This window comes from Candidatus Pelagibacter bacterium nBUS_28, from assembly GCF_051200915.1.
GTDB lineage: Bacteria > Pseudomonadota > Alphaproteobacteria > Pelagibacterales > Pelagibacteraceae > Pelagibacter.
On the sequence record NZ_CP172844.1, the window covers coordinates 1,084,522 to 1,110,828 of the forward strand.

Sequence of the window (26,307 nt, forward strand, 5' to 3'; positions counted from 1 at the left end):
CTAATATTTCCCACTAATAAATATGTTTTCTACTGTGTCCGATATTTCATCATCTAATTCTTTAATATTGAAAATTACTTTTTTTCGAACCTCTTTATTTTTATCCGCTATAAGAAAAATACGATAATGACCAACACTATTAGCCACAACAGGTAAGTTGTTAGAAGATAAACTTTCTATACCTTGAATTTTAATTTTTGAATTTTTTAGACCTTCAATAGAGAGTGAATATTTCTTAGTTTTAAATGATTTGTTGAGAATTTTAATATCATAACTATTTCTTATTTGACCATTTGAAAGTTTTACAAATAATGGATTTCTATCATGCAAAACATTAAGTTCTAAAATTGATCTATTCAACAGTGTATAAAGAATTGCTGCACTTAAAATAAGAAGGATTAATAAATAACTATATGTGCGTCCCCTTAATAAGCCTTTTTTTTCTTTTTCGTTTCTAAAGCGTCTACCTTTATTTTTTTCTGTATCATATCTAATTAATCCCGCTGGAAGATTAATTTTCTTCATAATCTTATTACATGCATCTATACACAAGCCACAGGCAATACATTCCATTTGCAGACCTTTTCTTATATCAATGCCCATAGGACAAACTTGAATACATTCTGTACAATTAATGCAGTGACCTTTGTTCTCCCAACTATCACCGGCTTTATGTTTGCCTCTTGGCTCTCCCCTAAATTCATCATAACTTATAATTAATGTATCCCTATCAAACATTGCTGACTGAAACCGAGCATAGGGACACATATAAGTACAAACCTGCTCTCTTGCAAAACCAGCCATCAAATAAGTTGAAAAAGTTAAAACTACAATCCAGCTTAAAACAGACCAAGGAACATCAAAATTTATAATTTGTTCTAATAATGTTGGTGCATCATTAAAATAAAAAACCCACGCACCTCCAGTTAATATTGCAATTATGATCCAAGCTATATGAGTTGATAGTTTTCTCCATATTTTGTTAAAACTGATCGGTGCATTACTTAATTTCATTCTAGAGTTACGATCTCCTTGAAAAATTCTTTCCACCCAAACAAATAAATCAGTCCAAACAGTTTGTGGACACGCATAACCACACCAGGCACGCCCTACAAGACTTGTGCTTAAAAATAATGCTACTGCTAAGAATATTAATATTCCAGTTAAGAAATAAATTTCCTGTGGCCATATCTCAATGAAAAAAAAGTATGCTCTTCTATTCGGCATATCAATTAATATTGCTTGATTTGGTATCTGTGGACCTCTATCCCATCTTATCCAAGGAGCAAAATAATAAACAAACAATGTGCCAATCATAATAATCCATTTTATTTTTCTAAATTTTCCCCAAACTCTTTTTGGAAAGATGATTTTTTGCTCAGAAAACAAACGTAGTGGATTTTTTTCCAAACTTTCATGCATAATTAATGTCTTATTGTGACGCTGATAGTGAATGAATATATAAAGCTAGCATTCTTATAGTTGGGTCATCTAAACGATCCTCCCAAGCTGGCATAATTCCATGTTTTGGCTTTTTAATTTGAGAAATAATGCTCGATTTATCGCCACTACTATAAAACCAAATATTATCTCTCAAATTAGGAGCGCCCAAATCTTGAATTCCTTCACCATTGTTTCCATGACAAGCAGCACAATTATCAGCGAATAAGGTATTTTCACTTGATTGGTTGTTATTTTCATTGAGAGATAAGATGTATTCAGCCAACTGATTAATTTGCTCATCATTTAAAACTTCTGCAAACTCTGGCATTTCAGAATATTTACCTTCATCATGACCAGATCGAATACCATATTTTATGGATGAATAAATTTGCTCAACGTTTCCTCCCCACAACCAATCATCATCGTTTAAATTAGGATACCCCTTGGCTCCAGCGGCACCTGATCCATGACATGTTGCACAATTATCTCTAAATGCCGCTTTACCTCCTGCTACTGCATAAGTGTAAGATTTTTTATCTTTAAGTATTTCGTCAAATGAGGTTGCTTTAAAAAACTCTTTATAATTTTCTCTAATATCTAATATTTCTTTTTGATTATCTCTTAATTTTTTATATTGAGTCCAATCTAGTATTCCAACTGTGCCTCCACGATAACCGCTTCCAGTCAAAGTTGGCCAAGAAGGATAAACAATCCAATAACCAACTGACCAAATTACTGTAACTATAAATACCCATATCCACCACCTTGGTGCAGGTGTATTTAATTCTTTTAAACCATCCCACTCATGTCCAGTAGTTTCTTGGCCTGTTATTTTATCAATCTCTTTATTGTTATTTTTTTCGGACATAGATTACTTTTTCATTTTTAATTGGTATAAATTTATGTGACTCAATTTTTTTTTTAAAATTTGGGTTAAATAACCAAATAACAACTACTGAAAAAATAGAGAAAAAAATAATTAGACCTAAAACACCTGCATTGTCAGAAATAAAACTTATCATTTTTTAACCTCTTCAACTATTTGAGGGTCATAATTTTTTAGATCCGCCATACTTCCTAAGACCTGAAGGTAAGAAATCAAAGCATCTAATTCTGTGGGTAAGTTTTCATTACCATCAAAATCTCTGATATTTACTTTTTCACCATATCTATTTCTTAAATTTTCTGCTAAATCTGTTTCTGGTCTTAATTGTGCAAGACCATCCTTTGAAGCATTTTCAATCATCTCCTTTGTGTAAGGAACACCAGTAATTTTTAATGCTCTCAGATGTTTTCCCATGTCATCAAAGCTTAAAACTCGATTACTTAAATGTTTATAGCTAGGCATAATTGACTCTGGAACTACATTTTGAGGTTTGATTAAATGTTCTACATGCCACTCATCCGAATATTTACCTCCTAAACGAGCAAGGTCTGGCCCTGTTCTCTTTGATCCCCATTGAAATGGGTGATCATACATACTTTCTGCTGCTAAAGAATAATGCCCGTAACGTTCAACTTCATCTCGTAATGGTCTGATTTGTTGACTGTGGCACGTATAGCAACCTTCTCTTAAATAAATATTAAATCCTTTAAGTTCTAAGGGTGTATAAGGTCTAACACCTTTGATTGGTTCAATTGTAGTTTCCAATCTAAAAAGTGGAACGATTTCAATTATGCCACCAATTGAAACAGCGATAACCGTAAAAATTAATAATAAAATTGAGTTTTTTTCTAATTTTTTATGTTTTTCCATCATTGGATTTGAGCCTTTTGAGAAATTGTTGATTTATTTGTACTAGGTATCTCTAAAGTTTTGATTAAGTTGTAAATCATGATCAAAACTCCAACAAAAAATAGAACTCCACCAATACCTCTAATTAGATAAAATGGCTTCATCGCCATAACCGTTTCAACAAAAGAATACTCTAAAAAACCCAGATTATCGTAAGCTCTCCACATCAAACCCTGCATAATTCCTGATACCCACATTGAAGATATATAAAAAACAATACCAATAGTGGAAATCCAAAGATGAATATTAACCAATCTTAGTGAGTAAAGATTTTTTTTATTCCATAAAACTGGAAACAAATAATAAATTACACCAAAACTAATAAATGCTACCCAACCTAATGTGCCTGAGTGAACATGGCCAATAGTCCAGTCAGTATAATGACTTAATGCATTAACTTCTTTAATAGACATTAAAGGGCCTTCAAAAGTACTCATCCCATAAAATGCTAGAGAAATTATCATAAATTTTAAAACAGGATCTTCTCGAAGTTTGTACCAAGCTCCAGATAACGTCATCATTCCATTTATCATTCCACCCCAACTAGGCATCCAAAGCATAATTGAAAAAGTCATACCCAATGTTTGAGCCCAATCTGGTAAGGCTGTGTAATGTAAATGATGGGGACCCGCCCAAATATATAAAAAAATTAAAGACCAGAAATGTAAAATAGATAACCTATAAGAGTAAATTGGTCGATTAGCTCTTTTTGGAATAAAATAATAAACCATTCCAAGAAATCCAGCTGTTAAAAAGAATCCTACTGCATTATGTCCATACCACCATTGGATCATTGCACTTTGAACACCTCCCCATAACGGATAACTTTTTGCACCAAACAATGATACTGGAATAGAAACACCGTTAACCAAATGTAGAACCGCAACTGTAACTATGAAAGCAAGAAAAAACCAATTAGCTACATAAATGTGAGGTTCTTTTCTTTTTGTAAGTGTAACTAAATAAATTATCAAATATATTACCCAAACTACTGTTAACCATAAATCAGCATACCATTCTGGTTCAGCATATTCTTTACCTTGGGTAACTCCAAATAAATATCCTAAACCAGCCATTAAAATAAATGCCTGGTATCCCCAAAATGTAAAATTTGCCCATCCATCACCTGATAATCTAGTTTGGCAAGTTCTTTGAACTACAAAATAACTTGTTGCAAACAACACATTGCCACCAAAGGCAAATACTACAGCTGAAGTGTGTAGGGGGCGCAACCTACCAAATGTTAATAATGGTTCAAAATTTAATGATGGGAAAACCATCTGAAAAGCAATTAGTAAACCTGCTGCTAATCCCGCTACAAGCCAAAATATAGATGCAATAGTAAATTTTTTAACTATCTCATCATTATAGTTGATCATTAAAAAGATATATCTTTTTTATTTTTTATTAGATTTGATGCAGATCAATCTTTATTTAAAAAAAAAAGGTTAAAAAATAATATGATTAATGAAATATTATATCTAAATGGTTATGGAATTTATATTTGGTCTGCATATATTTTTACACTTATAAGTTTTTCAATTTTACATTATTCAATTAAACGACAGTTTGAGAAAGAGAGAGAAATCTTTCGTAAAAAATTTGGTTTACTTGATAATGAAAAAAAACAGGCAGCTTATAGACAAGAAACTAATAGAAAATTATTGGCTTAAATCATAGCTTTTTGACAATATTTAGATTTATTAGATAGGAATTGATGAAAACAAGTTACTCAGGTTTTATTTTTTTATTTCTTGGAATTATATTTTTGTGGAAAGATATTAACCAGGGAGCAATGATATCTCATAGCAACACTTTATTTTTTATCAATGAAATGACTTGGATGTGGTTCTCAATGGCGTTGATTCATTTCTTTCTTGTTAAAGAATGTAATTGTAAAAAATAATTTTAATTCATTTTATAAAGTTCACTAGTACTTTTCCAATCACTTGATACATAATTTATAATCAAATTTCTTCTAACTCCAAAAATATATTGTTTAGGCACCCCATGCCAAGTGTCTTCACCTGGAACAAACATAAATCCAGTATTCTGCTTATAGGGTACTTTTGAATTAAATGTTAAATCTTTGTTGTAAATTGTAGTTCCCCAATCTTTTGCATACGAGTTTGTATCACTTGAAAGATAAATTAAGAATGTTAGCATTTTTTCTTTAATATCTAAATGTGGTTCTAACCAAAAATCACCTGTGTCTAATGTATACTCAATACGAAGTTTTCCTTTAGAAAATTCTTGACCACAAATTGAACTTAACGTATTAATTATTCCATCACTATTAAAAATTTCTGCAATCTCTTCCATGCAATCATATTTTTTACAATTTTCATTATTAAAAAATATTCGTGATTTATTGTTGCTTTCTCTTTTACCCGAATAAGAATTTATAACTGGTGGATCAATTGGAAGTTTAAGAAATTTATCTACTAAATCTTTTGGTAGAACTTTATCAAATGCCCAGTGATTGAATGGGTCTTTAATTGATAAAGCATTATTTAAATTCTTCCTAACATCATTATATTCTGAAAAATTTTTACATATTGGTTTGTCTTTTATTTCAGTTTTATTTAACATATTGTTTTCTCACTAATGTTTAGGTTTAAAAAATTCTGTTTCACCAATAACCTTATTTTTTTCAAGTAAATCAAAATAAGGTGATTTTAGATCTTCAAAAGCTTCTTGCCATGTACCTTGAGTTGCAGCTTTTGAATATTCTGTAGATCTACCTTCGAAGAAGTTCATATGCTCAACAGCATTTAATATGGAGTCCAACCAAGTTAATGGATTTTTTTTAATATTATAAATTCTATCAAGTCCTAATTGAACAAGTCTTCTGTCTGCAATCCATCTTATATAATCTTTTACTTCTTGAGCCTTTAGATTTTCAAGAGGCCCCATTTCAAATGAAACATCTATAAAAGCATCTTCCTGTGATACTGCTATTCTACACGCTTCATAAATTTCGTTTTTTAATTTATCTGTCCAAATTTCTTTATTTTCTCTTATGAATTCCTGAAACAATCTTATCATTGAATTACAGTGCAAAGTTTCATCTCTCACTGACCAAGTTATGATTTGTCCCATTCCTTTCATTTTATTATGACGTGGAAAATTTAGTAAAATTGCAAAACTGGCAAATAGTTGAACGCCCTCAGTAAAAGCGCTAAATATTGCCAATGTTTTTGCTATATTATGAAGAGAATTCACATCACATTTTTGAAGGTAATCATACTTGTCCTTCATAGCTTTAATCTTTAAAAATTCAGAATATTCTGTCTCTGGCAAACCTATTGTGTCTAATAAGTGAGAATAAGCAGCAATATGAACTGTTTCCATCGCAGAGAAGACGGATAACATCATTTTCACTTCTGTCGGTTTAAATACATTCATACAGTGACCCATATAATAGTTATTCACCTCAACATCTGCTTGAGTAAAAAATCTAAATATCTGTTTTAATAAATTTTTTTCTGAAGCAGAAATTACTTTTTGCCAATCTCTTACATCGTCTCCTAACGGAACTTCCTCTGGCAACCAATGAATTCTTTGTTGCGTCAACCAAGCATCGTAACACCAAGGATATCTGAATGGTTTATAAATTGGGTCACCAGTCATTAATCCACTTTTATTTACAAACTTAGATGTATCAGAATTAATTTTTACTGTTTGTGCCATTTTTTATATTTGTTCAATCAATACTTTAGCTAATTTTTTAGACTGTCCAAAAAATCTTATTTTTTTAATCATATCTAAATTAGACTTATCATCACCAACGATGACAAACCCTATCATTCCTAAACTCTTGTGTGGAGTGCACCAATAGGCATAAATACCTGGAATAGTAAATTCATAACTTACATCTTCATTTAATCTAGATTTAAATTTTTCTACACCATCAGGTACGCCACCTTTTATAAATTCGACGTTATGCCCTTTATCTGTTGCTTCCCAAAAAACTTTATCTCCAACATTAATATTGATAACCTTTTCTGAATAAACCATTCTTTCTTTATCTAGCTTATTTAACATTTTAATATTTATTTCTTCACTCATCGCGTAATTAGAAAATATTAAAAAAAGTATTAATATATATTTTTTCATGATGTAAACAGTTTTCTCCTTTGTGTTTTTTTTAGATTTTTAATTTCTCTATTTAAAATATCAGTATTATTTTTATAAAACTCAATCTCTCTTTTAAGAACACTTATAGTTTGTATGAACTTTTGTGATTCTTCATCCATTTCATCTTTGAGATATTTGTTTTCATTTTGTAATTTTGATATTTTTTCTAGCGTTATACTTTCATTCAAGCTTTTATCGGATACATACATATTATTAATCTGCAATTCTTGTAGGCTCCATTAGTTGTTCCATTAAATCATTATTCCATTTACCTGTTACTTTCACTTCAGCTTTTGCACCCAAGATAAACGCTTCAATAAGATTGTGATTTAGATAAACATAAGTTCCTGGTTGTCTAAATTTATAAACCATTGCTCCAGCTGCGCCTCCTGGTACAAACCAAGTTTCTAAATTAGTTCTTGGAGGATCATTAAATGATCCGTTTGGCCATACATAATCACCATGTCCACCAATTAAGTGAGGTCGTGTATCTCTATTTGCTTGTGCGTGGATAAACATTACCGTTTCACCTACTTTTGCAGTCAAAGCGTTGTCTCCCTCTAACGCACCTTCTGATCCATTAAATACAACATGGGTAGGTGTTAATGTTTTCATCACCTCTAAAACATCACTAAAACCATCACCAGGGTGAATATATTCTTTGTAATTTCCGTTATCATCTTTTGGAAGATAAAAATCCTGTTCACCAATGTAAAATGCTTTGTCATATGTGATTGGATTTCCTTCTCTATCTTTCAATCCATCTCTAGGTAAAACCATAACGGCACCGTTCATTCCTTTAACAACGTGCCAAGGCACCATGGCACCACCTGGCGCACAATGATAAACAAATACCCCTGGTTTAGTTGCCTTCCATCTTAGTACTACCGCTTCACCTGGTAAAATATGTGTGAGACCTCCTCCACCTAGAGCACCTGTTGCTGCATGAAAATCTAAATTATGTTCAAAATTATTTTTTTTAGGATTGACTAGAGTTAGCTCAATATAATCTCCTACATGGGCAACAATAAGTGGCCCTGGAACACTATCGTTAAAGGCAAAAACTCTGAACTTTGTTCCTTGTTTATCAATAGTGATGACTTTTTCTGTAATACTCATTCTCACTTTAATTACTTTAGGTCCCCCTTTTGCAACTATGTTATGAGCTGGAACTGCTGGTGCCGCTACTAGCTCCTGGACAACTACAGGAAGCTTATCTGCTTCACCACTTTTTGCCTGTAATGTAATTGAAATTAATATTAACGAGATAAAGATAGATATATATTTTTTTGTATCCATAAATATTACCTTAATAACTGATTCAAAATTTTATTTGATCTTGATCAAAGTTTTTATAATTTGATTTGTGTCAAATGTTGGTTAGATAAAATTTTATGAAATTAAATTGAATATCTTAAGACAATATAGGGAAGTAAAACAAAAAAAACTGTTAAGGTTACATGGAGAATGATGCCTTTGTAATGTACTTTTGCAAAATCTTTATGTGAAACTTTAAAGAATGAATGATGTATTTTATAAATAAAACTTTTAGGAAAACTTCCAAATATAAATACTCGAAAAATTATAAATAAGAAGTTAGCTATGATTAGCCATGCTAAAAAGTTTAATAAAAAATTTAAATCTAGCTCGCCCATTGATCCCATAATTGATTATAAGTATACTTTTTTTTAGTAAATAATTTGCTATGTGGAAGTGTTGCAACCAAATGTATCCTATCTTCTTCTCCACCATTAAAAAAATTATGGTATTTTTTTGCATTAACTATCCATACACCTCCATCTGCAGGTAAATGAAAAGATCTGTCTTCAATTACAAATCTACATCCTGGATTGGTAATAATTGGAATATGCAACCTTGGTTCTGGATCTTTATGCCAACTTAAAGTTGATCTTGGTCCTTTTTTTAATATTCGAGTTCTACCTAAAGCAAATCTTCTAGATAATATATCGTAAACAAATTTGAAATATGTGTTTTCAAACTCTGGTAAAAACTCAGTAAAATTGTTTTCTTCAATATAATCTGCTCTAGCAACTTCTTGTCCTGAACTATCGGGTTTTGTCCAATAAAGTCCCCATGAATATTTTCCAGATGTACTATCATCATTTCCTGGAATTTTATTAAGAGAAATACTATCTATATGTGACACTGACCCATCACCTTGATCAAATTCTTTTTTTCTTTTAATTTTTCTATAAGTGTCAACCAGTCTACTAACATCAAATGATAAACCTGGAACTTTATAAACTAGATCTTTAATTGACATAATTTTTTTTTAAAGAAATTTAAAAAGAAAAAGTTGATGTGAATCAAAAATATTAAGATTTATTCTGTTACAAATAAGTAGGTCTCACCATGTATCTACCCTATAGAGTATCATCATTGTCTCTGAATGGTGGGGCCTATCCTAGAATAGATATGGTGAAATCAAAACAGTAGCAAAAGTAATTAAAGAACTTATAGCTATGGCTAGTAACAAAGTTTTTACAAGATTATGTATTTTCATAATTGCAAAATAGATGTTTTTTAAAATTTGATATTGATTTAAATCAAAATTACCACTGGGGTCCGGACCCATCTATTTTTCATATCATGGTATTTGATTGTAATCTAAACCAGTGCCACCTACTCCTGCCTTAAGATTAGAAGTAAATTCTGGCATATAAACAGCAAACAACATAACTGCAAACGCAATGAACATCATTGTAATCGCAATATTAGCCTTACTATGAAAAGGCTTGTTAGTTAACATGTAGTTCATCATTACTCCTTTCATTACAAATATATTTCTCTAATTAATTTTTGTACTGATATGCATCAATAAAGATCAGTTTTGATCAAAATCAATAATTCATAATTTTGATTTAAACCAAATTTTTTTTTTCAACTTTTGTTATTTTAAATTAATAGAAAGGAGAAACATGAAATCACTATCAATTATAGACTCATTAAAACCTTTTTCAGTTGGTTTTGATGATATGTTCAAACATTTTGAAGATATTCATCTCAGAGAAATGGATGCTTTTGAAACTAATAGATGTGGCTACAATATTACGAAGGTAGGAAAGCAAGACTACAATATTGAAGTTGCATTACCTGGTATTGATAAAAAAAATGTCAAAGTCAGTGTTGAGGATAATGTTCTTTTAATTAAATCTACTTCAAATAAAAAAGTTGAAAAAGATGATAAAGAATATCTTTACAAAGGTGTTGAAAAAGAAAATGTCTGTGCCAGTTTCATTATTGGTAAAGATGTAAAAGTCAAAGAAGCAATGTTGGAAAAGGGTTTGTTGTCAATTAAATTGACAGAGGAAAAACCTTTGCCAAAATATGTTAAGGAAATACCAATTAACAGCAGACAATAATCTAATAAATAGTCTCAGTTAAATACTGGGGCTATTTAATTTATTTTGAAAGATTAGATAATTTTTCAAAATCATTTATGTAGATTTGTTTAGAAGATAAGACTTTAATTATGTTTGAAGTTTTTAATTTAGAAACTTCTCTACTTACTGTTTCAATTGTTAATCCTAGGTAATCAGCTATATCTTGTCTAGTCATTGGTAAACTTATTGGATTGTTTTGCCAGCCAATTCTTTTTCTTTGCTCTGATATATTCATCAAAAACTTAGCAAGTCGTTCTGTTGCATCTAACTTGCCTAAAACACCCATTCTATCTTGAGCAAGTGTTAATTCGTGAGATGTTTGATTTAAAAGTTCTTTTGCAAGCACCATATTTTTATCAATATACTTATCTAGTTTTTTTTGTTCAAAAATACATACGCGTACATTACCAATAGCCTCAGCACAATAATTATATTTGCCATTTTTATAAGAACCAAAAAAATCTCCAGGGTAAAGAAAGCCAATTATCTGAATACGACCATCATCAATTAATTGATAAATTTTTACATTTCCTTCAGTGATATTATAAATATTTTTAGCATCATCTTGTTGTAAAAAAATGTTTGCTTTATTTTGAAATTTTTTCTCTGATGAAATATTGGAAAACTCTTTAAGCTTATCTTCCTGCAAACATCTACAAAATGAGTATGACCTGATATTGCACTCTGAGCATCTACTCTTTTCGTTAGATTCTTTGTTTAATTGTGCGGACTGCATACCAAAATATATAATTAAAGTATAAATTGTTATTGATCCAGATCAAATAGTTCTTTTAAATTTAAGATAAGTACAAAGTGTGCTCAGTACAAATAATACAAATAAACTACCAGGTCTCAATATTTTTAGATTTCAAGATAGTGACTTAAGCTTAATGAGTATTTTACCATTATTAGCTGAAGAGTTTCCTTCTTGGGGATTAGATAGATTAAAAAGTTATATTAGATTAGTTTTAAAACAAGAGTCGAACGGTATCTTGGTTGCAAAAAATGATTCTTCTTACAATGTTGGTTTACTAATTTATTCAATACAAGACATTATGAATAAAGGCTTTTCCAAAAATGCTAAAAAAGAATTTTCTAAATGTTTGGTCGTGGAAAATTTAATTTCATCAAGTCCTGTTTTAGAAAAAAAAGTTTATCTGCAGCTTGCCAATAAAGCTGTTGATATTGCTGAGAATAATAGTTGTGATGTTATTGAATTACCTAGATTAGACTCATCATTTGATTTAATAAAAAAAAAATATGAAAAATATATTCTTAACTCCGATGGATGGAGAGCCTTTATTAAAATTAATAAAATATTGACAGCTAATAAAGAACTTTAATTAAATTATAAAACTTTCCAGTCAGTTTCAAAGGTAACATAATTTACCTGAATACAACGTCTTTCTTTGACTATTGTTTTCTTTTCCATACCGTGCCAAGTATTTGGCCCACTAGTAAACATGTATCCATAATTATTTTTGTAAGGAACTGTTTTAACCTTTTCTAATTTTTCATTATAAAAATCTGTTCCAAGTTCCTCAGATTCGTTAGCATTATTCACAAATATTAAGCCAGACATAAGTTTTTCTTTAATATCGCAATGAGGCTTTAGCCAAAAACCCTCTCGATCACAGATAACTTCAACTCTTACATATGAGTTTGACAAATCTTTATTAATCATTTTTGAGATAGTTTGATGTACTTCTTTGGATTGTAATTCATTAATAAATTTAACTAAGTGTGGGAATTGTTTTTCATTTTCCTTTGTAACAAAACATCTAAATTTAATTGCCTCACCCCCTGAAGCTATCCCTTCTCTAAATTCAGCTGCACCACCATCGATTGCTCTCGTTCCATCATAATTAAGATTATGCTTACTTACATCGGGAATATCTGCTTTAATAATTTCTTCAATTGCACCATCAGATAAAGCATTGTTATACTCCCAATGGTCAAATGGAAATTCATGTTTTTTTGATTGGCTTTGAATTGAGTCTAAAAGTGACATTAAGAATTAATTTTTTGTTTGATAATATTTGCCACTCTATTTGTTTCATCTAGCTTTTCATAGGTCCAATTTTCTACTTCTTCACCTAAATTTCTAGTTATATTTAATTCCCTAAATAAATTTCTAAAACTTTGAAATCTTTTATCATTTTTTCTAGGCAAAATGCTGGCAATATAAATTGGCTTACCAGTTAAGGCTGCTTCAGAAATCATTGAGCTAGAATCGCATGTAACAATAATATTTTCAGATAATGCTAAAGCTGATAAATAGGCTTTTTTATCAACATCCATTATAATTGTGTGATTATCTCCAAAAAATTCTCTAGCATAATGGATAGTATTCAGTGGAGTTCTCATTGATGGAATTACCACAAGCTGAAAATCATGTTTTTTTAATAATTTGTATAGAGATGTAAAAATATGTTTCATATTTTTGGTTGAGTAATCATAGTACTTTGTTGGACCACCTAATATTAAAGTCCAGATCTTTCTTTCATCCTTTTTTATAAATGAATTCAGATAATCTTTATTTTCACTAATTTCGTTTTCAGTAAGATAATGAATAGCACCCTTTGTGCTAATAACATTTTGACCTTGTATTGCATCATGTTCTGGGGCGACAATAAAATCAAAATTATTTAAATCTACTTTTGGATCTTGAATATGAATATTAAATACTTTTTTATTGGCTGTATTTTTTAAATGAATAGAAGGAATAACACTTTTACGCCCACATGAGATAATCACATCAAAATCATCATGATCAATTTTTTTAAATACATTTTGTGAAACTGGACTAAAATTTGGTGGAATGAATTTCCATAAATGGTTTAGTTCAACCTTGTGGTGTGTGAAATCTATATCTAAGGCTTTAGCCAAACCTTCCACTTGGCTAATCATGCCATGCATACCTTCAGTCAATAATATCCCTTTTAATTTTACCATTTATCCTTATATAACTTTTGTATGAGTGATAATCCAACAAAACACACAAAAGTGTTAATAATAGGATCTGGTCCTGCCGGATACACTGCAGCAGTTTATGCGGCACGTGCAATGTTAAATCCAATTTTAGTTTACGGCGTTCAACCGGGTGGGCAATTGACAACAACTACGGATGTTGAAAATTTTCCAGGTTTTGCAGATGTAATTCAAGGTCCTTGGTTAATGGATCAGATGAAAGATCAGGCTAAAGCAGTTGGAACAGAAATGATTGAAGATCATATCTCATCGGTAAATTTAAAATCTATACCCTTTGAAGCTGTTGGCGATAGTGGTCAAAAATATACGGCAGATAGCATTATAATTTCTACAGGCGCTCAAGCAAGATGGTTAAATTTAAAATCAGAACAAGAATTCAGAGGTTTTGGAGTTTCAGCTTGTGCTACTTGTGATGGTTTTTTCTTTAAAGATAAAGAAGTTGCAGTTGTCGGTGGTGGTAATGCTGCTGTTGAAGAAGCAATGTTTCTTACAAAATTTGCATCAAAAGTTAAATTAATTCATAGAAGAGATGAACTAAGAGCTGAAAAGATGCTTCAAAAAAAATTAATGGAAAATAAAAAAATTGAAATTATTTGGGATAGTGCTGTTGATGAAGTTATCGGAGATAATGATCCTAAAAATGTTAAAGCAATTAAAGTTAAGAATTTAAAAACTAACGATATTCAAGAAATGAAGATTGATGGGTTATTTATTGCGATTGGACATGATCCAGCAACAGCTTTATTTAAAGAACAATTAGATATGGATAAAGAGGGTTATTTATTAACTAAACCCGATTCTACAGAAACTAATGTCCCTGGAGTTTATGCTGCAGGCGATGTTAAAGACAAAACTTTTAGACAAGCCGTTACAGCTGCAGGAATGGGTTGTATGGCTGCACTTGAAGCCGAAAAATTCTTATCTCACTAATTCGAGATTAATAACTAATAACAAATAGAAGGGTAAATATAATGGCAGATAAAGTATTATTAACTGGAATAAGTGGATGGATAGCAAAACATATAGCTATTGAATTATTAAACTCTGGATATGAAGTTTTAGGAACTGTAAGAAACCAAAACTCATTAGAGAAAACAAAAAAAACTATAAGTGAATATGTTTCAACAGATAAATTATCATTTGTTGAATTGGATCTTTTAAAAGATGAAGGTTGGAACGAAGCTGCAAAAGGTTGTAAATATATTATACACACCGCCTCTCCTTACCCTATGAAAAGTTCAAGAAATAGAGAGGCTTTAGTTCCAGCTGCTAAAGATGGAACTTTGAGAGTTTTAAACGCAGGTATAGAAGCTAACGTTGAAAAGATAGTTCTAACATCTTCAATAGCTGCAATGTTTAAAAGACCCAATAGAACCAACCCTTACAATGTAGGAGAAAATGATTGGTCAGATACTGAATGGAGTGGTTCTAATGATTATATTATATCTAAAACTAAAGCTGAAAAAGTTGCCTGGGAATTAATGGAAAGCAAAGGATTGAGAGATAAATTAACAGTAATTAATCCAGGTGGTGTTAATGGTGATGCATTAGATAATAAAGAAAATACATCAACTAAATATGTTCAACTTTTCCTTAAAGGAAAATATCCAATGGCCCCAAATTTCGGAATATTAATTTCTGATGTAAAAGATGTAGCAAAAGCACATGTACTTTCATTGAAAAATTCTAAAGTAAATGGCAGACGTTTATTAATTGGTTCAGAAGTTAAAAAAATGCTCGAAATTTCTAAAATTATGCAAGAAGCATTTCCAAAGTATGCGAAAAAACTACCAAAAAAAGAAATGCCAAACTTTATGCTAAAGCTAATTAGTTACCTAGACTCTTCCGCAAAACTTATGGTGCCAGAACTAGGAATTCTAATGCAGACAGATACTTCATATTCTGAAGATTTACTAGGTATGAAATTTAAACCTGCAAAAGATAGTATTGTAGACGCTGGAAATTCTGTAATTAGACTTGGTTTAGTTTAGACTTTTACAAAAAGAAGAAATTTTCTCTAAAGCTTTTTTAAGGTTTTCCATTGAAGTGGCATAAGAAATTCTAAAGAAACCTTCTAAGCCAAACGCAGAACCTTGTACAACTGCTATACCACTGTTCTCTAATAAAGATTGAACAAAATCAGTGTCAGTTTTCAATTCATTTCCATTTGAATCTTTTTTACCCATTAAACCTTTGCAGCTTGGAAAAACATAAAATGCACCATCAGGATTTAAACATTCAATTCCATTAATTTCATTTAATGCTTTAACAACAAAATCTCTTCTCTCTTGAAAAGAAGTCGCTCTTTCTTTTATAAAATCTTGAGTTCCAACTAACGCTTCAACTGCAGCTGCTTGGCTAATTGAAGATGGGTTAGTTGTTGATTGTGATTGAATTTTAGCAATTGCTTTAATGATATCTTTTGGACCTGCTGCATATCCTATTCTCCAACCAGTCATTGAATAAGCTTTACTTACACCATTCATAGTTAACACTCTCTCTTTTAAACTATCAATTTGAGCGATGGTGAAAAATTTAAAGCCTTCATAAGTAACGTGCTCATAAATATCATCACTTAAAATATGAACATTAGGATGTTTTTCTAAAATTTTTGCAATCTCTCTAATATCTTCTTCTGTATAACAGGCACCAGTTGGATTTGAAGGTGAGTTTAGTATAATCCACTTAGTTTTTGGAGTTATAGACTTTTCTAATTCAACTGGATTAATCTTAAACCCTTGTTTTTCGTTGCACTCTAAAATAATCGGAGTTCCACCTGCTAACAAAACCATATCAGGATAAGAAACCCAATAAGGAGCTGGAACAATAACCTCATCTCCCTCATTAAGAGTTGCCATCATTGCATTATAAATTACATGCTTTCCTCCTGCTCCAACTGTAACTTGATCAGTTGTGTAATCTAAATTATTTTCTTTTTTAAATTTTTCTACGATTGCGTTTTTTAAAGCTGGCGTTCCATCAACTGCAGTATATTTAGTGTCTCCGTTATTAATGGCTTTAATTGCAGCTTGTTTGATATTATCTGGTGTATCAAAATCAGGCTCTCCTGCACCAAGACCTATTACATCTTTCCCAGCAGCCTTTAATTCTCTTGCTTTTTGAGTTACAGCAATCGTTGGTGATGGTTTAATCTTTTTTAAACTGTCTGATATTATGCTCATTGAAATATAATTTTAATCTAATAGTTTTATAAATAATGCAGAACACTTATCAAGATCTAATTACAGCTGTGCAGAATAAAAATCCTGCAATAAGCCCTAAACTAGAGGGTGGAAAAAAGTTTCAGATGAAAACTGATTTTAAGCCCGCAGGTGATCAACCTGAGGCCATAAAACAGTTGGTAAATGGTGCTAACAAAGATCAACTTAGCCAGGTTTTACTTGGTGTAACTGGATCTGGAAAAACTTTTACAATGGCTCAAGTTATTGAAAAAACAAATAGACCAGCGCTTATTCTTGCGCCCAACAAAACATTAGCAGCACAGCTATATGGAGAAATGAAATCTTTCTTTCCTGATAATGCTGTTGAATATTTTGTATCCTACTATGACTATTATACTCCAGAAGCGTACGTTCCACGATCAGACACTTATATTGAAAAAGAAGCGTCAATTAATGAGCAAATTGATCGAATGCGTCACTCAGCAACAAGATCACTTCTAGAACGTGATGATGTTATTATTGTTTCAAGTGTTTCTTGTATTTATGGACTAGGCTCTGTTGAAGCTTATAGTAAAATGACTTTAAGCCTAAAAACTAATTATGATTATAACAGAGAAGAATTAATTAAATCTTTAGTCGCACTTCAATATAAAAGAAATGATCAAAATTTTTATCGAGGAACTTTTAGAGCTAGGGGTGAATACCTTGAAATTTTTCCATCTCACTTAGAAGACCGTGCTTGGAGATTAAGTTTATTTGGAGATAAATTAGAAAAGATAGAAGAGTTTGATCCACTGACAGGAGATTTAGTTAGTGAACTTGATGTAATAAAAGTTTATGCAAATAGTCACTACATCACACCAAAACCAACAATTGAACAAGCAATAATTAAAATTAAAAGAGAATTGGAGGCAACATTAAAAAAATTTAAAGAACAAAATAAATTACTTGAAGCACAGAGATTAGAGGAAAGAACTAAGTTTGATCTAGAAATGATTGAAGCAACTGGATCTTGTGCTGGAATTGAGAATTACTCTAGATTTTTATCAGGCAGAAAACCAGGAGAACCACCTCCTACCTTATTTGAATACTTTCCAGATAATACATTAATTTTTGTTGATGAATGTCATGTAACAGTTCCTCAATTAAATGGGATGTACAAAGGTGATAGATCTAGAAAAAGTAACCTTGCAGAGTATGGTTTTAGATTACCTTCATGCATGGATAACCGTCCTCTTAAATTTGAAGAATGGGATGCAATGAGAACTCAAACTGTTTTTGTATCAGCCACACCTGGGCCTTGGGAACTAAAACAAACAAAAAATAAATTTGTAGAACAAATCATTAGACCCACAGGGTTAATTGATCCACCTGTTGAGATTAGACCAGCTAAAAACCAAGTAGATGATTTAATGCACGAGTGTGTAAAAGTAATAAATAATAATTTTAGAGTATTAGTCACCACTTTAACTAAAAAGATGGCAGAGGATCTAACTGAATATCTTCATGAAAACGGTATTAAAGTTAGATATATGCACTCTGATATTGATACTTTAGAGCGGATTGAGATCATGAGAGATCTAAGACTTGGAGTGTTCGATGTTCTAGTTGGAATTAACTTGCTTAGAGAAGGACTTGATATTCCAGAATGTGCTTTAGTTGGAATTCTAGATGCGGATAAAGAAGGGTTTTTAAGATCTGAAACTTCTTTGGTTCAAACTATTGGAAGAGCTGCAAGAAATCTTGAAGGTAAAGTTATTCTTTATGCTGATAAAGAAACAAAAAGTATCAAAAATGCAATTAAAGAAACAGATAGAAGGCGAACTATTCAAGTAGCTTACAATAAAAAACATAACATCACTGCAAAAAGTGTCCAAAAAGGAATTGGAGATGTTCTTGAAAGTGTTTATGAAAAGGACTATGTAAAAGTTGGAACCGATGAGAATATTGGTGGCAATCTTAAGAAACATCTAAAAGCCCTTAACAAAAGAATGAAAGAGTCTGCAACCAACTTAGAGTTTGAAGAAGCAGCTAAAATTAGAGATGAAATAAGAAAACTTGAAGCATCTGAACTAGAAATTACTTTAAATCCTAAGGTAAAAAAATATAGTTCAAAAAATAAAATGTATCCAAAAGGCAGATCAACAATGGGCCTTCCAGGTACAAGAGCACAAAAGGGTAAGAAAAAATGGAAGCAAACAAAATAATTATTACTGGTGGAGCAACCAGAATTGGTGCTGCTATTGCAAGAAAATTATCCGGTCCAAAAAAAGAAATATTAATCCATTATAATAAATCAAAATCAAAAGCTGAAGCTTTAAAAAAAGAATTAGAGAAAAATGGTACTAAAATTTATTTGGTTAAGGGAGATTTAAGTAAAGAAACGGATGTAAATAAAATAGTTAAATTTGCAAAATCTAAATTGAAATATTTTGATTGCCTAATTAACAATGCTTCTCTTTTTGAAAACGATAAATTAGATAACTTTACCACTGATAGTTGGGGAAGGCATTTAAGAACAAATTTAAGAACACCTGCTTTATTGTCTAAAGAATTTTCTAAAAATATTAAAGGCAAAAATAACAATATTATAAACATTATAGATCAAAGAGTATTCAAACTTACTCCTTATTTCTTTTCTTATACAATAAGCAAAACTGGTCTTTATACTTTAACCAAAACAAGTGCCATGAACTTTGCTCCAAAAATTAGAGTTAATGGAATTGCTCCAGGACCAACTATAAAAAACCAAAGACAAACTGAAAAACATTTTAAAAAGCAATACTTAGCAACACCTTTAAAAAAACAAGTAGATGTAAATGAAATTTGTAATGCTGTTGACTTTTTTATTAAAAACAGCTCTATTACAGGACAAGTTTTAGCAATTGACAGTGGTCAAAACTTAAATTGGCAAACACCAGATGTAATAGGTAAAGAATGAAAAAAAATAATTTAAAAGTTGTAAAAATAGATAAAAATAAAAGCTTATTTAATTACGAAAAGAAAATTCTAATTAAAGAATTAACTTTGGATTTAAAACTTGGTTACTACGATTTTGAAAAAGAAAAACCTCAAAAAGTAAAATTCAGCTTAGAGATTGATTATGAAGATAAAAAACCAACAAGCGATAAAGATATCAAATCTATTGTTAATTATGGACAAGTTGTAAAATTAATCAAAAAACTTACTAAAAATAAGCATTACAATTTTTTAGAGACACTTGCAGAAGATGTTTTTGATGTCTTATTTAAAGATAAACGTATTGGTAAAATAATGCTTCAAATAGAAAAACTAGAGATATTAAAAGAATGTACCTCTGTTGGTATTCAAATTACCAAAAAAAGAAGTCATGAAAAGCTCTGAACTTGGAAAAGAAGTAATTAAAAAAGAACTTCCTCTAATTCCTAAAAGCCCTGGTGTTTATAGAATGCTAAATCATAAAGATGATATTCTTTATGTTGGAAAAGCTAAAAATCTTCCCAATAGATTAAAAAGTTATGTAGCTGAAAAAAATCACATCATTCGAACAGAAAGAATGTTATCTCAAACCTTTAAATTAGAGATCACAACTACAGCAAATGAGAGTGAAGCATTACTTTTGGAGGCTAATTTAATCAAAAAACATAAACCTAAGTTTAATATTTTACTTAAAGACGATAAGTCATTTCCCTTTATATTCATTGGTGAAAAAGAACAATGGCCAAGGGTCATGAAGCATAGGGGTAAAAAAGAAAAAGAAGGGTTTTACTTTGGTCCTTTTGCATCTGCAGGAACTGCTAATTGGACTATTAAGATGCTCCAAAAAATATTTCAATTAAGAGTATGTGATGATGGAACTTTTAAAAATAGAAAAAGACCTTGTATACTTTATCAAATAAAAAGATGCTCAGGTCCTTGTGTGGGCTACATAGATAAATCTGATTATAAAAAAACTGTAGACCAAGCAATTCTGTTCGTATCAGGAAAATCAAGAGATATACAAAAAAATCTTTCTAAAGAAATGGAAGCAGCAAGTGATGAACTTAATTTTGAAAAAGCTTCAATTTTTAGAGATAGAATAAAATCTCTAAATATAATTCAATCGTCACAAAGAATTAATGAAGCAAACCTAGTTGATGCTGATGTAATTGCTGGATACAAAGAGTCTGGTAAAGCTTGTATTCAAGTATTTTTTTATAGATCAAAACAAAACTGGGGAAACCAAGCTTACTTTCCAAAACATGATCCAGATCAAGAAATTTCAGAAATTATGTCATCTTTTTTAATGCAATTTTATGAAAATAAAACTGTTCCTAAATTAGTTATTATCAATGCTGACATTAAAGATAAGAAACTAATAGAAGAAACTTTAAGTAAAAAAGAAGGAAATACTATTTCCATCAATACCGCTAAAAAAGGCACCAAGGCAAAAGTTGTGGCAATGGCTAAAAAAAATGCAAAAGAGTCATTAAATAGAAAACTTTATGAAACAAATAATAATAAAAATTTATTTGACGGTGTTGCTAAAAAATTTGATCTAAAAAATGTCATTAATCTTGTTGAAGTTTATGACAACAGCCATATTTCGGGAACTAATAGTGTTGGTGCTATGGTTACTTTTGGTAATGAAGGATTTGTAAAAAAAAGATATCGAAAATTTGATATTAAGACTAAAGGCGCTGAACAAGATGACTTTGCTATGCTCAAAGAAGTGTTATCTAGAAGATTTAAAAGAGCAATTTTAGAAAAAGGAAATTACTTAACATTACCAGATTTAATACTAATTGATGGTGGTAAAGGCCAATATTCTTCGGCAAAAGAAGTGCTCGATGAATTGGGCCTTCATGATCTTCCAATGATTGCTATTGCAAAAGGTAAAATGCGAAATAGTGGAGATGAAACATTTTTCTATAATGGCAAAAGCTATAAATTTGAGAAAAATGATCCAACTTTGTTCTTCATGCAAAGACTTAGAGATGAAGCACATAGATTTGCAATTACCTCTCACAGAGCCAAAAGAGCTAAAGGATTATCAAAATCATTGTTGGATCAGATCGATGGTATAGGCGCTATTAGAAAAAGGGCTTTATTAAACCATTTTGGATCTGCCAGATCTGTTGAGTCTGCTAGTTTTGATGAGATAAAGTCTGTAGAAGGTGTTGAGGAAAAAGTTGCAAAAAAGATATATAACTTTTTTCATGAATAATTATGCTTAGAAAAATTCCAAACATATTAACAATTGGGCGAATAATAATAGTCCCCTTCTTTGTTTTGGCTTTTTATCTTCCTGGTTTTTATGGAGATTTGACTGCATTAATATTATTTATTGTGGCCTCATTTACTGATTTTTTAGATGGAATGCTGGCTCGAATGCTTGGTGAAGAGTCTAAATTAGGAGAGTTATTAGACCCAATTGCAGATAAAATTATTGTAGCTACTGCGCTAATCTTGTTGGTAATGGATGGTACCATTAGACATTATGAAGTTATTGCTGCAATAATTATTCTTACCCGAGAAATATTAATTTCTGGTTTAAGAGAGTTTTTAGCTAAAGGACAAATAAAACTTCCAGTATCAAATCTTGCAAAATTAAAAACCGTTTTACAGATGGTATCAATTGCTTTTTTACTTTCAGGAAATACAGGAAATAAGATTATAAATTTTCAAGATTATAATGCCCAAACAATTGGAATTATACTTCTTTGGCTTTCTGCATTTTTAACTCTTTTTACTGGTTACGATTACATGCGTAAGGGAATAGATCACGCAATATCAGAAGATAACAAAGATTAAGCTGCTTTCTTCTTTCTCACCAAGGCTTGATAACTTTCATTTAAATCAATTATAGTTTCACATACTTTAAATTGATTTTGCACAATACAAGACACTGGAGTGACTTCTGCAGCTGTACCAGTTAAAAAACATCCAACAAAGTTAGAAAGTTCTGATGGATTTATTTTTCTTTCATGAACTTTAATACCTTTGGATTTTGCTATCTCAATTACCGTTCTTCTTGTTATTCCGTCTAAAAAAGAATCTGGAATAGGTGTGTGAATTTCTCCATTTTTATCTTTGAAAAAAATATTTGCACCAGTTGCTTCTGCAACATTTCCATCATGATCTAACATTAAGGAGTCGGTGTACCCTTCTTTTTCTGCTTCGTGTTTTGATAAAGTACAGATCATATAAAGACCTGAAGCTTTTGTATCCCAAGGAATTGTATTTGGCGCAGGTCTTCGCCAATTTGAAATATTTAATTTAATTCCCTCCACTTTAAGTTTTGGATCAAAATAGGAGCCCCACTCCCAAGTAGCAATAGCTACATGAATTTTAGTTTGTTGAGCAGAAATTGCCATCATCTCACTTCCTCTCCAAATAGTGGGTCTTACATAACCATTTTCTACATTTTGAACTGAAATAATTTTATTACAGGCATCATTGATTTCTTTTTCGGAATAAGGAATTGTCATACCCATTCTTTTTGCTGAATAAAAAAGTCTTGAAGTGTGTTCCTCTAATTTAAATATTGAGCCATCATAAACTCTTTCACCTTCAAAAACACAACTAGCATAGTGAAGTCCATGATTTAAAACATGTATCTTAGCATCAGCCCAATCAACTAGCTCACTATTATACCAAATTTTTCCAGTTTTTTTATCGTACGGTATCATGTATGAAATTTTTAAATTATAAGTGAAAATTATCTTTGTATCTTTAATATGTCAATATAACTTACCTATAATGAAAGAACTTTTATATTTAAAAGATGAACAGCTAAAAGATTTAATTGAAAAATTATTTGTTAGCTACAGAGAAACATTCTCAGACGCAAAAAAGGTATTAGATAGATATTCTATTGGTTTAGCTCATCATAAAGTTATTCATCTGTTATCGATGTACCAAGGTATTTCAATTTCTGAGCTTTTAAAGCGATTAAAAGTAACTAAACAAAGCCTTAACAGAGTACTTAAAGATTTAATCAAATTAGAAATTGTAACCTTCAAGAAAAATGATCAGGATACTAGAGTGAAGCATGTTTTTTTGAATGAAAAAGGAAAAAAAATATTTAACGAAATTTTCAATTTACAAAAAAAAAGGATTTATAACGCATTACTTAATTCAAGTTCAGAGGAAGTGATAAATTTTGATAATGTATTAAGTAAAATTATTAATGGATAAATTTATTGCACATATACTAGTTGTTGATGATGATGATGGAATAAGATCATTAGTAAAAAAATACCTAAATGAAAATAATTTTTTAGTTACAACTGCAGATAGTGCTGAAGATGCATCGGAAAAAATTAGTATCATTAAATTTGATTTAATTATTTTAGATATAATGATGCCAGGAAAAAATGGATTGGAATTTATTAAAGATCATAAAAAAAAATTAGATACCCCTATTATCCTTTTGACTGCTAAAGGAGAGGCAAATGAAAGAGTTGAAGGTCTAGAGACTGGAGCAGATGATTATTTGCTAAAACCATTTGAACCAAAAGAGTTAATTTTAAGAATTAGAAATATTTTAGACAAAACTTTAAAAACTGAACAAGTCAGAATTATTGAATTTGCAAATGTTAAAATAGATTTAAATAAACTTTTGATATTCAAGAACGATAAAGAATTTAAAATTAATATTACAGAAAAAATAATTTTAGAAAAAATGATTAATAATCCTGGCAAAACATTTTCAAGAGAGGATATTGGTCAGTTAATTAGACTTGATAAAGAGAGATCTATAGACGTAATTATTACAAGATTACGAAAAAAAATTGAAATTGATCCTAAGAGTCCAAAATTTTTACAGACAATAAGAGGTGCTGGGTATGTTCTCTGGATTGAGTAATTTTTTAAAAAATATACTTCCTAAAAGATTATTTTATAGAGCTCTTTTAATTGTTGCGGTGCCTGTATTGGTTCTTCAATTAGTTATAACAGTAGTATTTTTTGACAGTCTTTGGATTAAAACTAACAAAGGAATGACCAAGGCATTAATTAATGAAATCAATTTGTTTGTTGAGGTTTACGGCAACGAAAAAACAAATAAAGATGAATTAAAAAATCAATTTTCTTTATTCATAGATCTAAATATAGAACTTGTTAACAATAAAAATTTAGAAAATAGATATACTGAAAGATGGTTTAGTCCAATTGATAGAACTCTCCGACGAGAATTGAAATCAAACTTTGGTACAGAAGAATTTTGGTTTGATACTACTAGTTATAAAGAATTAATTGATTTAAGGATAAAATATCAAGATGGATACTTTAAATTCTTAGTACCCAAAGATAGGGTTACTAGTTCATCAGCGAGAATATTTGCCCTCTGGATTACCGTTCCTGCAATCATAATGGTAATAATTTCATTGATATTTTTAAAAAATCAAACCAGACCAATTACTAACCTCGCGCGAGCAGCTGAGAGATTTGGTAAAGGTGAGGACATAGAGGAGTTCAAACCATCTGGAGCATTAGAAATCAGACAGGCAGGACATGAATTTGATAAAATGAGAAAGAGAATACTTCGACATTTAAATCAAAGAACTGAAATGCTATCTGGCATAAGTCATGATTTGAGAACACCACTTACAAGGATGAAACTGCTAATTGCTTTTATTAAAGATAAAGATTTAGCTACGGGATTAACAGAAGATATTAATGAAATGGAAAAAATGCTTAATGAATATCTTCAATTTACAAGTTCATCTTACGCTGAAAAAGATGAAATGTTCGATATGTCAGAATTAATAAAAGAAATTGTTAGTAAATATAATAATGAAAATATTCAAAAAGATTTGCTCCCCAGAGTTTATATTAGTGGTAGAAAAAATCTAATTAGTCGATGTTTAAATAATATAATTGATAATGCATTAAAATACGGGAACAAAGTTGAAATAAAACTGAGCAAAGAAAATTCAAATATACTAATTATAACCGATGATGATGGTCCTGGCATTCCTAATAAAGAATATGAAAATGTATTCAAACCTTTCTATAAAATTGACAAAGGGAGAGCAGATTCAAAGTCAAGCGTAGGTCTTGGATTGTCTATAGCATCGGATATCATTAGATCACATGGTGGAAATATCATTCTTGATAAATCTAAAATGAACGGACTAAGTGTTAAGATTTTTTTACCTGTTTAGTTTTTTTCTTTGTATCTAATTTTTTTATTTTATTTTCTAAACTTTCAACTCGTTTAGATAATACATCAAATTCATCTTTGCTAACAATTTTCATTTTAAAGACGATTTCATCTCTTTTAGATTTTAAAATATTAAATAGCTCTGAAGTAAGATCTTTTGAAGAAATAATACCTTGTTCAAAAAGTTTACCAAGTTTATCAATTAAAAATTTAGAATTTTTCATA

32 protein-coding genes are annotated in these 26,307 nt (G+C 30.4%); 14 read left to right on the forward strand and 18 right to left on the reverse strand.

Features of this window, described 5'->3' with window-relative positions; translation table 11 throughout:
- From ccoG to ccoN, 4 genes are all read right to left on the reverse strand, one after another.
- A complete protein-coding gene (ccoG, locus tag ACIJYC_RS05730) occupies nucleotides 1-1,422 on the reverse strand; it encodes a cytochrome c oxidase accessory protein CcoG (protein ID WP_435165461.1) in 1,422 nt (473 codons plus the stop codon).
- A 10-nt stretch (nucleotides 1,423-1,432) separates the two neighbouring features.
- A complete protein-coding gene (gene ccoP / locus ACIJYC_RS05735; protein WP_435165463.1) occupies nucleotides 1,433-2,311 on the reverse strand; it encodes a cytochrome-c oxidase, cbb3-type subunit III in 879 nt (292 codons plus the stop codon).
- Between the two features lie 150 nt (nucleotides 2,312-2,461).
- Complete coding sequence (gene ccoO / locus ACIJYC_RS05740) at nucleotides 2,462-3,202, reverse strand: cytochrome-c oxidase, cbb3-type subunit II (RefSeq protein WP_435087870.1); 741 nt, start codon at nucleotides 3,200-3,202, stop codon at nucleotides 2,462-2,464.
- The gene (ccoN, locus tag ACIJYC_RS05745) at nucleotides 3,199-4,617 is read right to left on the reverse strand and encodes a cytochrome-c oxidase, cbb3-type subunit I (protein ID WP_435165465.1); all 1,419 of its coding nucleotides are present in this window, start codon (nucleotides 4,615-4,617) and stop codon (nucleotides 3,199-3,201) included. Before ccoN ends, ccoO begins: the two co-directional genes overlap by 4 nt.
- 81 nt (nucleotides 4,618-4,698) lie before the next feature.
- On the opposite strand from ccoN, the gene ACIJYC_RS05750 reads away from it, so the two are divergent.
- Both ACIJYC_RS05750 and ACIJYC_RS05755 read left to right on the forward strand, forming a co-directional pair.
- Complete coding sequence (locus ACIJYC_RS05750) at nucleotides 4,699-4,911, forward strand: heme exporter protein CcmD (RefSeq protein ID WP_435089843.1); 213 nt, start codon at nucleotides 4,699-4,701, stop codon at nucleotides 4,909-4,911.
- A gap of 44 nt (nucleotides 4,912-4,955) precedes the next feature.
- A complete protein-coding gene (locus ACIJYC_RS05755) occupies nucleotides 4,956-5,144 on the forward strand; it encodes a hypothetical protein (RefSeq protein WP_435165468.1) in 189 nt (62 codons plus the stop codon).
- Nucleotides 5,145-5,146: 2 nt separating this feature from the next.
- On the opposite strand, the gene ACIJYC_RS05760 is transcribed toward ACIJYC_RS05755, so the two are convergent.
- From ACIJYC_RS05760 to ACIJYC_RS05795, 8 genes are all read right to left on the reverse strand, one after another.
- Nucleotides 5,147-5,830 (reverse strand): 2OG-Fe(II) oxygenase, encoded by a 684-nt coding sequence (locus tag ACIJYC_RS05760; RefSeq protein ID WP_435165471.1) that lies wholly within the window; start codon nucleotides 5,828-5,830, stop codon nucleotides 5,147-5,149.
- Between the two features lie 12 nt (nucleotides 5,831-5,842).
- Entirely contained in the window at nucleotides 5,843-6,931 is a 1,089-nt protein-coding gene (locus ACIJYC_RS05765) for a ribonucleotide-diphosphate reductase subunit beta (RefSeq protein WP_435165473.1), read from the reverse strand.
- Between the two features lie 3 nt (nucleotides 6,932-6,934).
- Nucleotides 6,935-7,357, reverse strand: a complete 423-nt coding sequence (locus tag ACIJYC_RS05770; protein ID WP_435087879.1) for a plastocyanin/azurin family copper-binding protein — start codon at nucleotides 7,355-7,357, stop codon at nucleotides 6,935-6,937.
- Complete coding sequence (locus ACIJYC_RS05775) at nucleotides 7,354-7,587, reverse strand: hypothetical protein (protein ID WP_435087880.1); 234 nt, start codon at nucleotides 7,585-7,587, stop codon at nucleotides 7,354-7,356. Before ACIJYC_RS05775 ends, ACIJYC_RS05770 begins: the two co-directional genes overlap by 4 nt.
- Nucleotides 7,588-7,591: 4 nt before the next feature.
- The gene (gene nirK / locus ACIJYC_RS05780; RefSeq protein WP_435165476.1) at nucleotides 7,592-8,677 is read right to left on the reverse strand and encodes a copper-containing nitrite reductase; all 1,086 of its coding nucleotides are present in this window, start codon (nucleotides 8,675-8,677) and stop codon (nucleotides 7,592-7,594) included.
- 101 nt (nucleotides 8,678-8,778) lie between these two features.
- Complete coding sequence (locus ACIJYC_RS05785) at nucleotides 8,779-9,042, reverse strand: DUF6868 family protein (protein WP_435165478.1); 264 nt, start codon at nucleotides 9,040-9,042, stop codon at nucleotides 8,779-8,781.
- Nucleotides 9,021-9,662 (reverse strand): aspartyl/asparaginyl beta-hydroxylase domain-containing protein, encoded by a 642-nt coding sequence (locus tag ACIJYC_RS05790; RefSeq protein WP_435165480.1) that lies wholly within the window; start codon nucleotides 9,660-9,662, stop codon nucleotides 9,021-9,023. Before ACIJYC_RS05790 ends, ACIJYC_RS05785 begins: the two co-directional genes overlap by 22 nt.
- Before the next feature lie 324 nt (nucleotides 9,663-9,986).
- Nucleotides 9,987-10,157: a hypothetical protein gene (locus ACIJYC_RS05795; RefSeq protein ID WP_435165481.1), complete on the reverse strand. Its 171-nt coding sequence runs from the start codon at nucleotides 10,155-10,157 to the stop codon at nucleotides 9,987-9,989.
- Between the two features lie 160 nt (nucleotides 10,158-10,317).
- Here ACIJYC_RS05795 and ACIJYC_RS05800 point away from each other — a divergent pair, with 160 nt between their 5' ends.
- Nucleotides 10,318-10,761, forward strand: coding sequence for an Hsp20 family protein (locus ACIJYC_RS05800; RefSeq protein ID WP_435165483.1), 444 nt, complete (start codon nucleotides 10,318-10,320; stop codon nucleotides 10,759-10,761).
- Between the two features lie 40 nt (nucleotides 10,762-10,801).
- Here ACIJYC_RS05800 and ACIJYC_RS05805 read toward each other — a convergent pair whose 3' ends face one another.
- The gene (locus tag ACIJYC_RS05805; RefSeq protein WP_435165486.1) at nucleotides 10,802-11,518 is read right to left on the reverse strand and encodes a Crp/Fnr family transcriptional regulator; all 717 of its coding nucleotides are present in this window, start codon (nucleotides 11,516-11,518) and stop codon (nucleotides 10,802-10,804) included.
- A gap of 79 nt (nucleotides 11,519-11,597) precedes the next feature.
- Here ACIJYC_RS05805 and ACIJYC_RS05810 point away from each other — a divergent pair, with 79 nt between their 5' ends.
- Nucleotides 11,598-12,125 (forward strand): hypothetical protein, encoded by a 528-nt coding sequence (locus tag ACIJYC_RS05810; RefSeq protein ID WP_435165488.1) that lies wholly within the window; start codon nucleotides 11,598-11,600, stop codon nucleotides 12,123-12,125.
- 5 nt (nucleotides 12,126-12,130) lie between these two features.
- Here the strand turns inward: ACIJYC_RS05810 and ACIJYC_RS05815 are convergent, their stop codons facing one another.
- Nucleotides 12,131-12,793, reverse strand: coding sequence for a hypothetical protein (locus tag ACIJYC_RS05815; protein ID WP_435165491.1), 663 nt, complete (start codon nucleotides 12,791-12,793; stop codon nucleotides 12,131-12,133).
- Nucleotides 12,793-13,737, reverse strand: a complete 945-nt coding sequence (locus tag ACIJYC_RS05820; RefSeq protein ID WP_435165494.1) for a mitochondrial fission ELM1 family protein — start codon at nucleotides 13,735-13,737, stop codon at nucleotides 12,793-12,795. The genes ACIJYC_RS05815 and ACIJYC_RS05820 overlap by 1 nt, the downstream gene beginning before the upstream one ends.
- A gap of 21 nt (nucleotides 13,738-13,758) precedes the next feature.
- On the opposite strand from ACIJYC_RS05820, the gene trxB reads away from it, so the two are divergent.
- Nucleotides 13,759-14,703 (forward strand): thioredoxin-disulfide reductase, encoded by a 945-nt coding sequence (gene trxB, locus ACIJYC_RS05825; RefSeq protein WP_435165497.1) that lies wholly within the window; start codon nucleotides 13,759-13,761, stop codon nucleotides 14,701-14,703.
- 41 nt (nucleotides 14,704-14,744) lie between these two features.
- The gene (locus ACIJYC_RS05830; protein WP_435165500.1) at nucleotides 14,745-15,764 is read left to right on the forward strand and encodes an NAD-dependent epimerase/dehydratase family protein; all 1,020 of its coding nucleotides are present in this window, start codon (nucleotides 14,745-14,747) and stop codon (nucleotides 15,762-15,764) included.
- Here ACIJYC_RS05830 and ACIJYC_RS05835 read toward each other — a convergent pair.
- Complete coding sequence (locus ACIJYC_RS05835) at nucleotides 15,756-16,955, reverse strand: pyridoxal phosphate-dependent aminotransferase (protein WP_435165503.1); 1,200 nt, start codon at nucleotides 16,953-16,955, stop codon at nucleotides 15,756-15,758. The genes ACIJYC_RS05830 and ACIJYC_RS05835 overlap by 9 nt on opposite strands.
- A gap of 35 nt (nucleotides 16,956-16,990) precedes the next feature.
- On the opposite strand from ACIJYC_RS05835, the gene uvrB reads away from it, so the two are divergent.
- The 5 genes from uvrB to pgsA are packed head-to-tail and all read left to right on the forward strand — an operon-like array spanning nucleotide 16,991 to nucleotide 22,727.
- The gene (gene uvrB, locus ACIJYC_RS05840) at nucleotides 16,991-19,162 is read left to right on the forward strand and encodes an excinuclease ABC subunit UvrB (protein ID WP_435165506.1); all 2,172 of its coding nucleotides are present in this window, start codon (nucleotides 16,991-16,993) and stop codon (nucleotides 19,160-19,162) included.
- Nucleotides 19,144-19,896 carry an SDR family oxidoreductase gene (locus ACIJYC_RS05845; RefSeq protein ID WP_435165509.1) on the forward strand — a complete coding sequence of 251 codons (753 nt, stop codon included), beginning with the start codon at nucleotides 19,144-19,146 and terminating at the stop codon, nucleotides 19,894-19,896. The genes uvrB and ACIJYC_RS05845 overlap by 19 nt, the downstream gene beginning before the upstream one ends.
- Nucleotides 19,893-20,318 carry a dihydroneopterin aldolase gene (locus ACIJYC_RS05850; RefSeq protein WP_435116009.1) on the forward strand — a complete coding sequence of 142 codons (426 nt, stop codon included), beginning with the start codon at nucleotides 19,893-19,895 and terminating at the stop codon, nucleotides 20,316-20,318. The genes ACIJYC_RS05845 and ACIJYC_RS05850 overlap by 4 nt, the downstream gene beginning before the upstream one ends.
- Nucleotides 20,305-22,140, forward strand: coding sequence for an excinuclease ABC subunit UvrC (gene uvrC / locus ACIJYC_RS05855; RefSeq protein ID WP_435165512.1), 1,836 nt, complete (start codon nucleotides 20,305-20,307; stop codon nucleotides 22,138-22,140). Before ACIJYC_RS05850 ends, uvrC begins: the two co-directional genes overlap by 14 nt.
- A gap of 2 nt (nucleotides 22,141-22,142) precedes the next feature.
- Complete coding sequence (gene pgsA, locus ACIJYC_RS05860; RefSeq protein ID WP_435165515.1) at nucleotides 22,143-22,727, forward strand: CDP-diacylglycerol--glycerol-3-phosphate 3-phosphatidyltransferase; 585 nt, start codon at nucleotides 22,143-22,145, stop codon at nucleotides 22,725-22,727.
- Here pgsA and ACIJYC_RS05865 read toward each other — a convergent pair.
- On the reverse strand, nucleotides 22,724-23,605 hold the full coding sequence (locus ACIJYC_RS05865; protein ID WP_435165518.1) for a branched-chain amino acid aminotransferase: 882 nt from the start codon (nucleotides 23,603-23,605) through the stop codon (nucleotides 22,724-22,726). The two genes, pgsA and ACIJYC_RS05865, sit on opposite strands and share 4 nt — an antisense overlap.
- A gap of 70 nt (nucleotides 23,606-23,675) precedes the next feature.
- On the opposite strand from ACIJYC_RS05865, the gene ACIJYC_RS05870 reads away from it, so the two are divergent.
- Genes ACIJYC_RS05870 through ACIJYC_RS05880 form a run of 3 tightly spaced genes read left to right on the forward strand, consistent with a single transcriptional unit; the run spans nucleotide 23,676 to nucleotide 26,083 of the window.
- Entirely contained in the window at nucleotides 23,676-24,113 is a 438-nt protein-coding gene (locus ACIJYC_RS05870) for a MarR family winged helix-turn-helix transcriptional regulator (RefSeq protein ID WP_435165521.1), read from the forward strand.
- Nucleotides 24,106-24,783 carry a response regulator gene (locus ACIJYC_RS05875; protein WP_435165524.1) on the forward strand — a complete coding sequence of 226 codons (678 nt, stop codon included), beginning with the start codon at nucleotides 24,106-24,108 and terminating at the stop codon, nucleotides 24,781-24,783. The genes ACIJYC_RS05870 and ACIJYC_RS05875 overlap by 8 nt, the downstream gene beginning before the upstream one ends.
- Nucleotides 24,764-26,083, forward strand: a complete 1,320-nt coding sequence (locus ACIJYC_RS05880; protein ID WP_435165526.1) for an ATP-binding protein — start codon at nucleotides 24,764-24,766, stop codon at nucleotides 26,081-26,083. The genes ACIJYC_RS05875 and ACIJYC_RS05880 overlap by 20 nt, the downstream gene beginning before the upstream one ends.
- Here the strand turns inward: ACIJYC_RS05880 and ACIJYC_RS05885 are convergent.
- Nucleotides 26,061-26,306 (reverse strand): hypothetical protein, encoded by a 246-nt coding sequence (locus ACIJYC_RS05885; RefSeq protein ID WP_435165529.1) that lies wholly within the window; start codon nucleotides 26,304-26,306, stop codon nucleotides 26,061-26,063. The genes ACIJYC_RS05880 and ACIJYC_RS05885 overlap by 23 nt on opposite strands.
- Between the last annotated feature and the right edge of the window lies 1 nt (nucleotide 26,307).

Bases quoted from the DNA above. Each gene is read 5' to 3' on its own strand.
- ccoG (WP_435165461.1), bottom strand. From the start codon at position 1,422: ATGCATGAAAGTTTGGAAAAAAATCCACTACGTTTGTTTTCTGAGCAA.
- ccoP (WP_435165463.1), bottom strand. From the start codon at position 2,311: ATGTCCGAAAAAAATAACAATAAAGAGATTGATAAAATAACAGGCCAA.
- ccoO (WP_435087870.1), bottom strand. From the start codon at position 3,202: ATGATGGAAAAACATAAAAAATTAGAAAAAAACTCAATTTTATTATTA.
- ccoN (WP_435165465.1), bottom strand. From the start codon at position 4,617: ATGATCAACTATAATGATGAGATAGTTAAAAAATTTACTATTGCATCT.
- ACIJYC_RS05750 (WP_435089843.1), top strand. From the start codon at position 4,699: ATGATTAATGAAATATTATATCTAAATGGTTATGGAATTTATATTTGG.
- ACIJYC_RS05755 (WP_435165468.1), top strand. From the start codon at position 4,956: ATGAAAACAAGTTACTCAGGTTTTATTTTTTTATTTCTTGGAATTATA.
- ACIJYC_RS05760 (WP_435165471.1), bottom strand. From the start codon at position 5,830: ATGTTAAATAAAACTGAAATAAAAGACAAACCAATATGTAAAAATTTT.
- ACIJYC_RS05765 (WP_435165473.1), bottom strand. From the start codon at position 6,931: ATGGCACAAACAGTAAAAATTAATTCTGATACATCTAAGTTTGTAAAT.
- ACIJYC_RS05770 (WP_435087879.1), bottom strand. From the start codon at position 7,357: ATGAAAAAATATATATTAATACTTTTTTTAATATTTTCTAATTACGCG.
- ACIJYC_RS05775 (WP_435087880.1), bottom strand. From the start codon at position 7,587: ATGTATGTATCCGATAAAAGCTTGAATGAAAGTATAACGCTAGAAAAA.
- nirK (WP_435165476.1), bottom strand. From the start codon at position 8,677: ATGGATACAAAAAAATATATATCTATCTTTATCTCGTTAATATTAATT.
- ACIJYC_RS05785 (WP_435165478.1), bottom strand. From the start codon at position 9,042: ATGGGATCAATGGGCGAGCTAGATTTAAATTTTTTATTAAACTTTTTA.
- ACIJYC_RS05790 (WP_435165480.1), bottom strand. From the start codon at position 9,662: ATGTCAATTAAAGATCTAGTTTATAAAGTTCCAGGTTTATCATTTGAT.
- ACIJYC_RS05795 (WP_435165481.1), bottom strand. From the start codon at position 10,157: ATGAACTACATGTTAACTAACAAGCCTTTTCATAGTAAGGCTAATATT.
- ACIJYC_RS05800 (WP_435165483.1), top strand. From the start codon at position 10,318: ATGAAATCACTATCAATTATAGACTCATTAAAACCTTTTTCAGTTGGT.
- ACIJYC_RS05805 (WP_435165486.1), bottom strand. From the start codon at position 11,518: ATGCAGTCCGCACAATTAAACAAAGAATCTAACGAAAAGAGTAGATGC.
- ACIJYC_RS05815 (WP_435165491.1), bottom strand. From the start codon at position 12,793: ATGTCACTTTTAGACTCAATTCAAAGCCAATCAAAAAAACATGAATTT.
- ACIJYC_RS05820 (WP_435165494.1), bottom strand. From the start codon at position 13,737: ATGGTAAAATTAAAAGGGATATTATTGACTGAAGGTATGCATGGCATG.
- trxB (WP_435165497.1), top strand. From the start codon at position 13,759: ATGAGTGATAATCCAACAAAACACACAAAAGTGTTAATAATAGGATCT.
- ACIJYC_RS05830 (WP_435165500.1), top strand. From the start codon at position 14,745: ATGGCAGATAAAGTATTATTAACTGGAATAAGTGGATGGATAGCAAAA.
- ACIJYC_RS05835 (WP_435165503.1), bottom strand. From the start codon at position 16,955: ATGAGCATAATATCAGACAGTTTAAAAAAGATTAAACCATCACCAACG.
- uvrB (WP_435165506.1), top strand. From the start codon at position 16,991: ATGCAGAACACTTATCAAGATCTAATTACAGCTGTGCAGAATAAAAAT.
- ACIJYC_RS05845 (WP_435165509.1), top strand. From the start codon at position 19,144: ATGGAAGCAAACAAAATAATTATTACTGGTGGAGCAACCAGAATTGGT.
- ACIJYC_RS05850 (WP_435116009.1), top strand. From the start codon at position 19,893: ATGAAAAAAAATAATTTAAAAGTTGTAAAAATAGATAAAAATAAAAGC.
- uvrC (WP_435165512.1), top strand. From the start codon at position 20,305: ATGAAAAGCTCTGAACTTGGAAAAGAAGTAATTAAAAAAGAACTTCCT.
- pgsA (WP_435165515.1), top strand. From the start codon at position 22,143: ATGCTTAGAAAAATTCCAAACATATTAACAATTGGGCGAATAATAATA.
- ACIJYC_RS05865 (WP_435165518.1), bottom strand. From the start codon at position 23,605: ATGATACCGTACGATAAAAAAACTGGAAAAATTTGGTATAATAGTGAG.
- ACIJYC_RS05870 (WP_435165521.1), top strand. From the start codon at position 23,676: ATGAAAGAACTTTTATATTTAAAAGATGAACAGCTAAAAGATTTAATT.
- ACIJYC_RS05875 (WP_435165524.1), top strand. From the start codon at position 24,106: ATGGATAAATTTATTGCACATATACTAGTTGTTGATGATGATGATGGA.
- ACIJYC_RS05880 (WP_435165526.1), top strand. From the start codon at position 24,764: ATGTTCTCTGGATTGAGTAATTTTTTAAAAAATATACTTCCTAAAAGA.
- ACIJYC_RS05885 (WP_435165529.1), bottom strand. From the start codon at position 26,306: ATGAAAAATTCTAAATTTTTAATTGATAAACTTGGTAAACTTTTTGAA.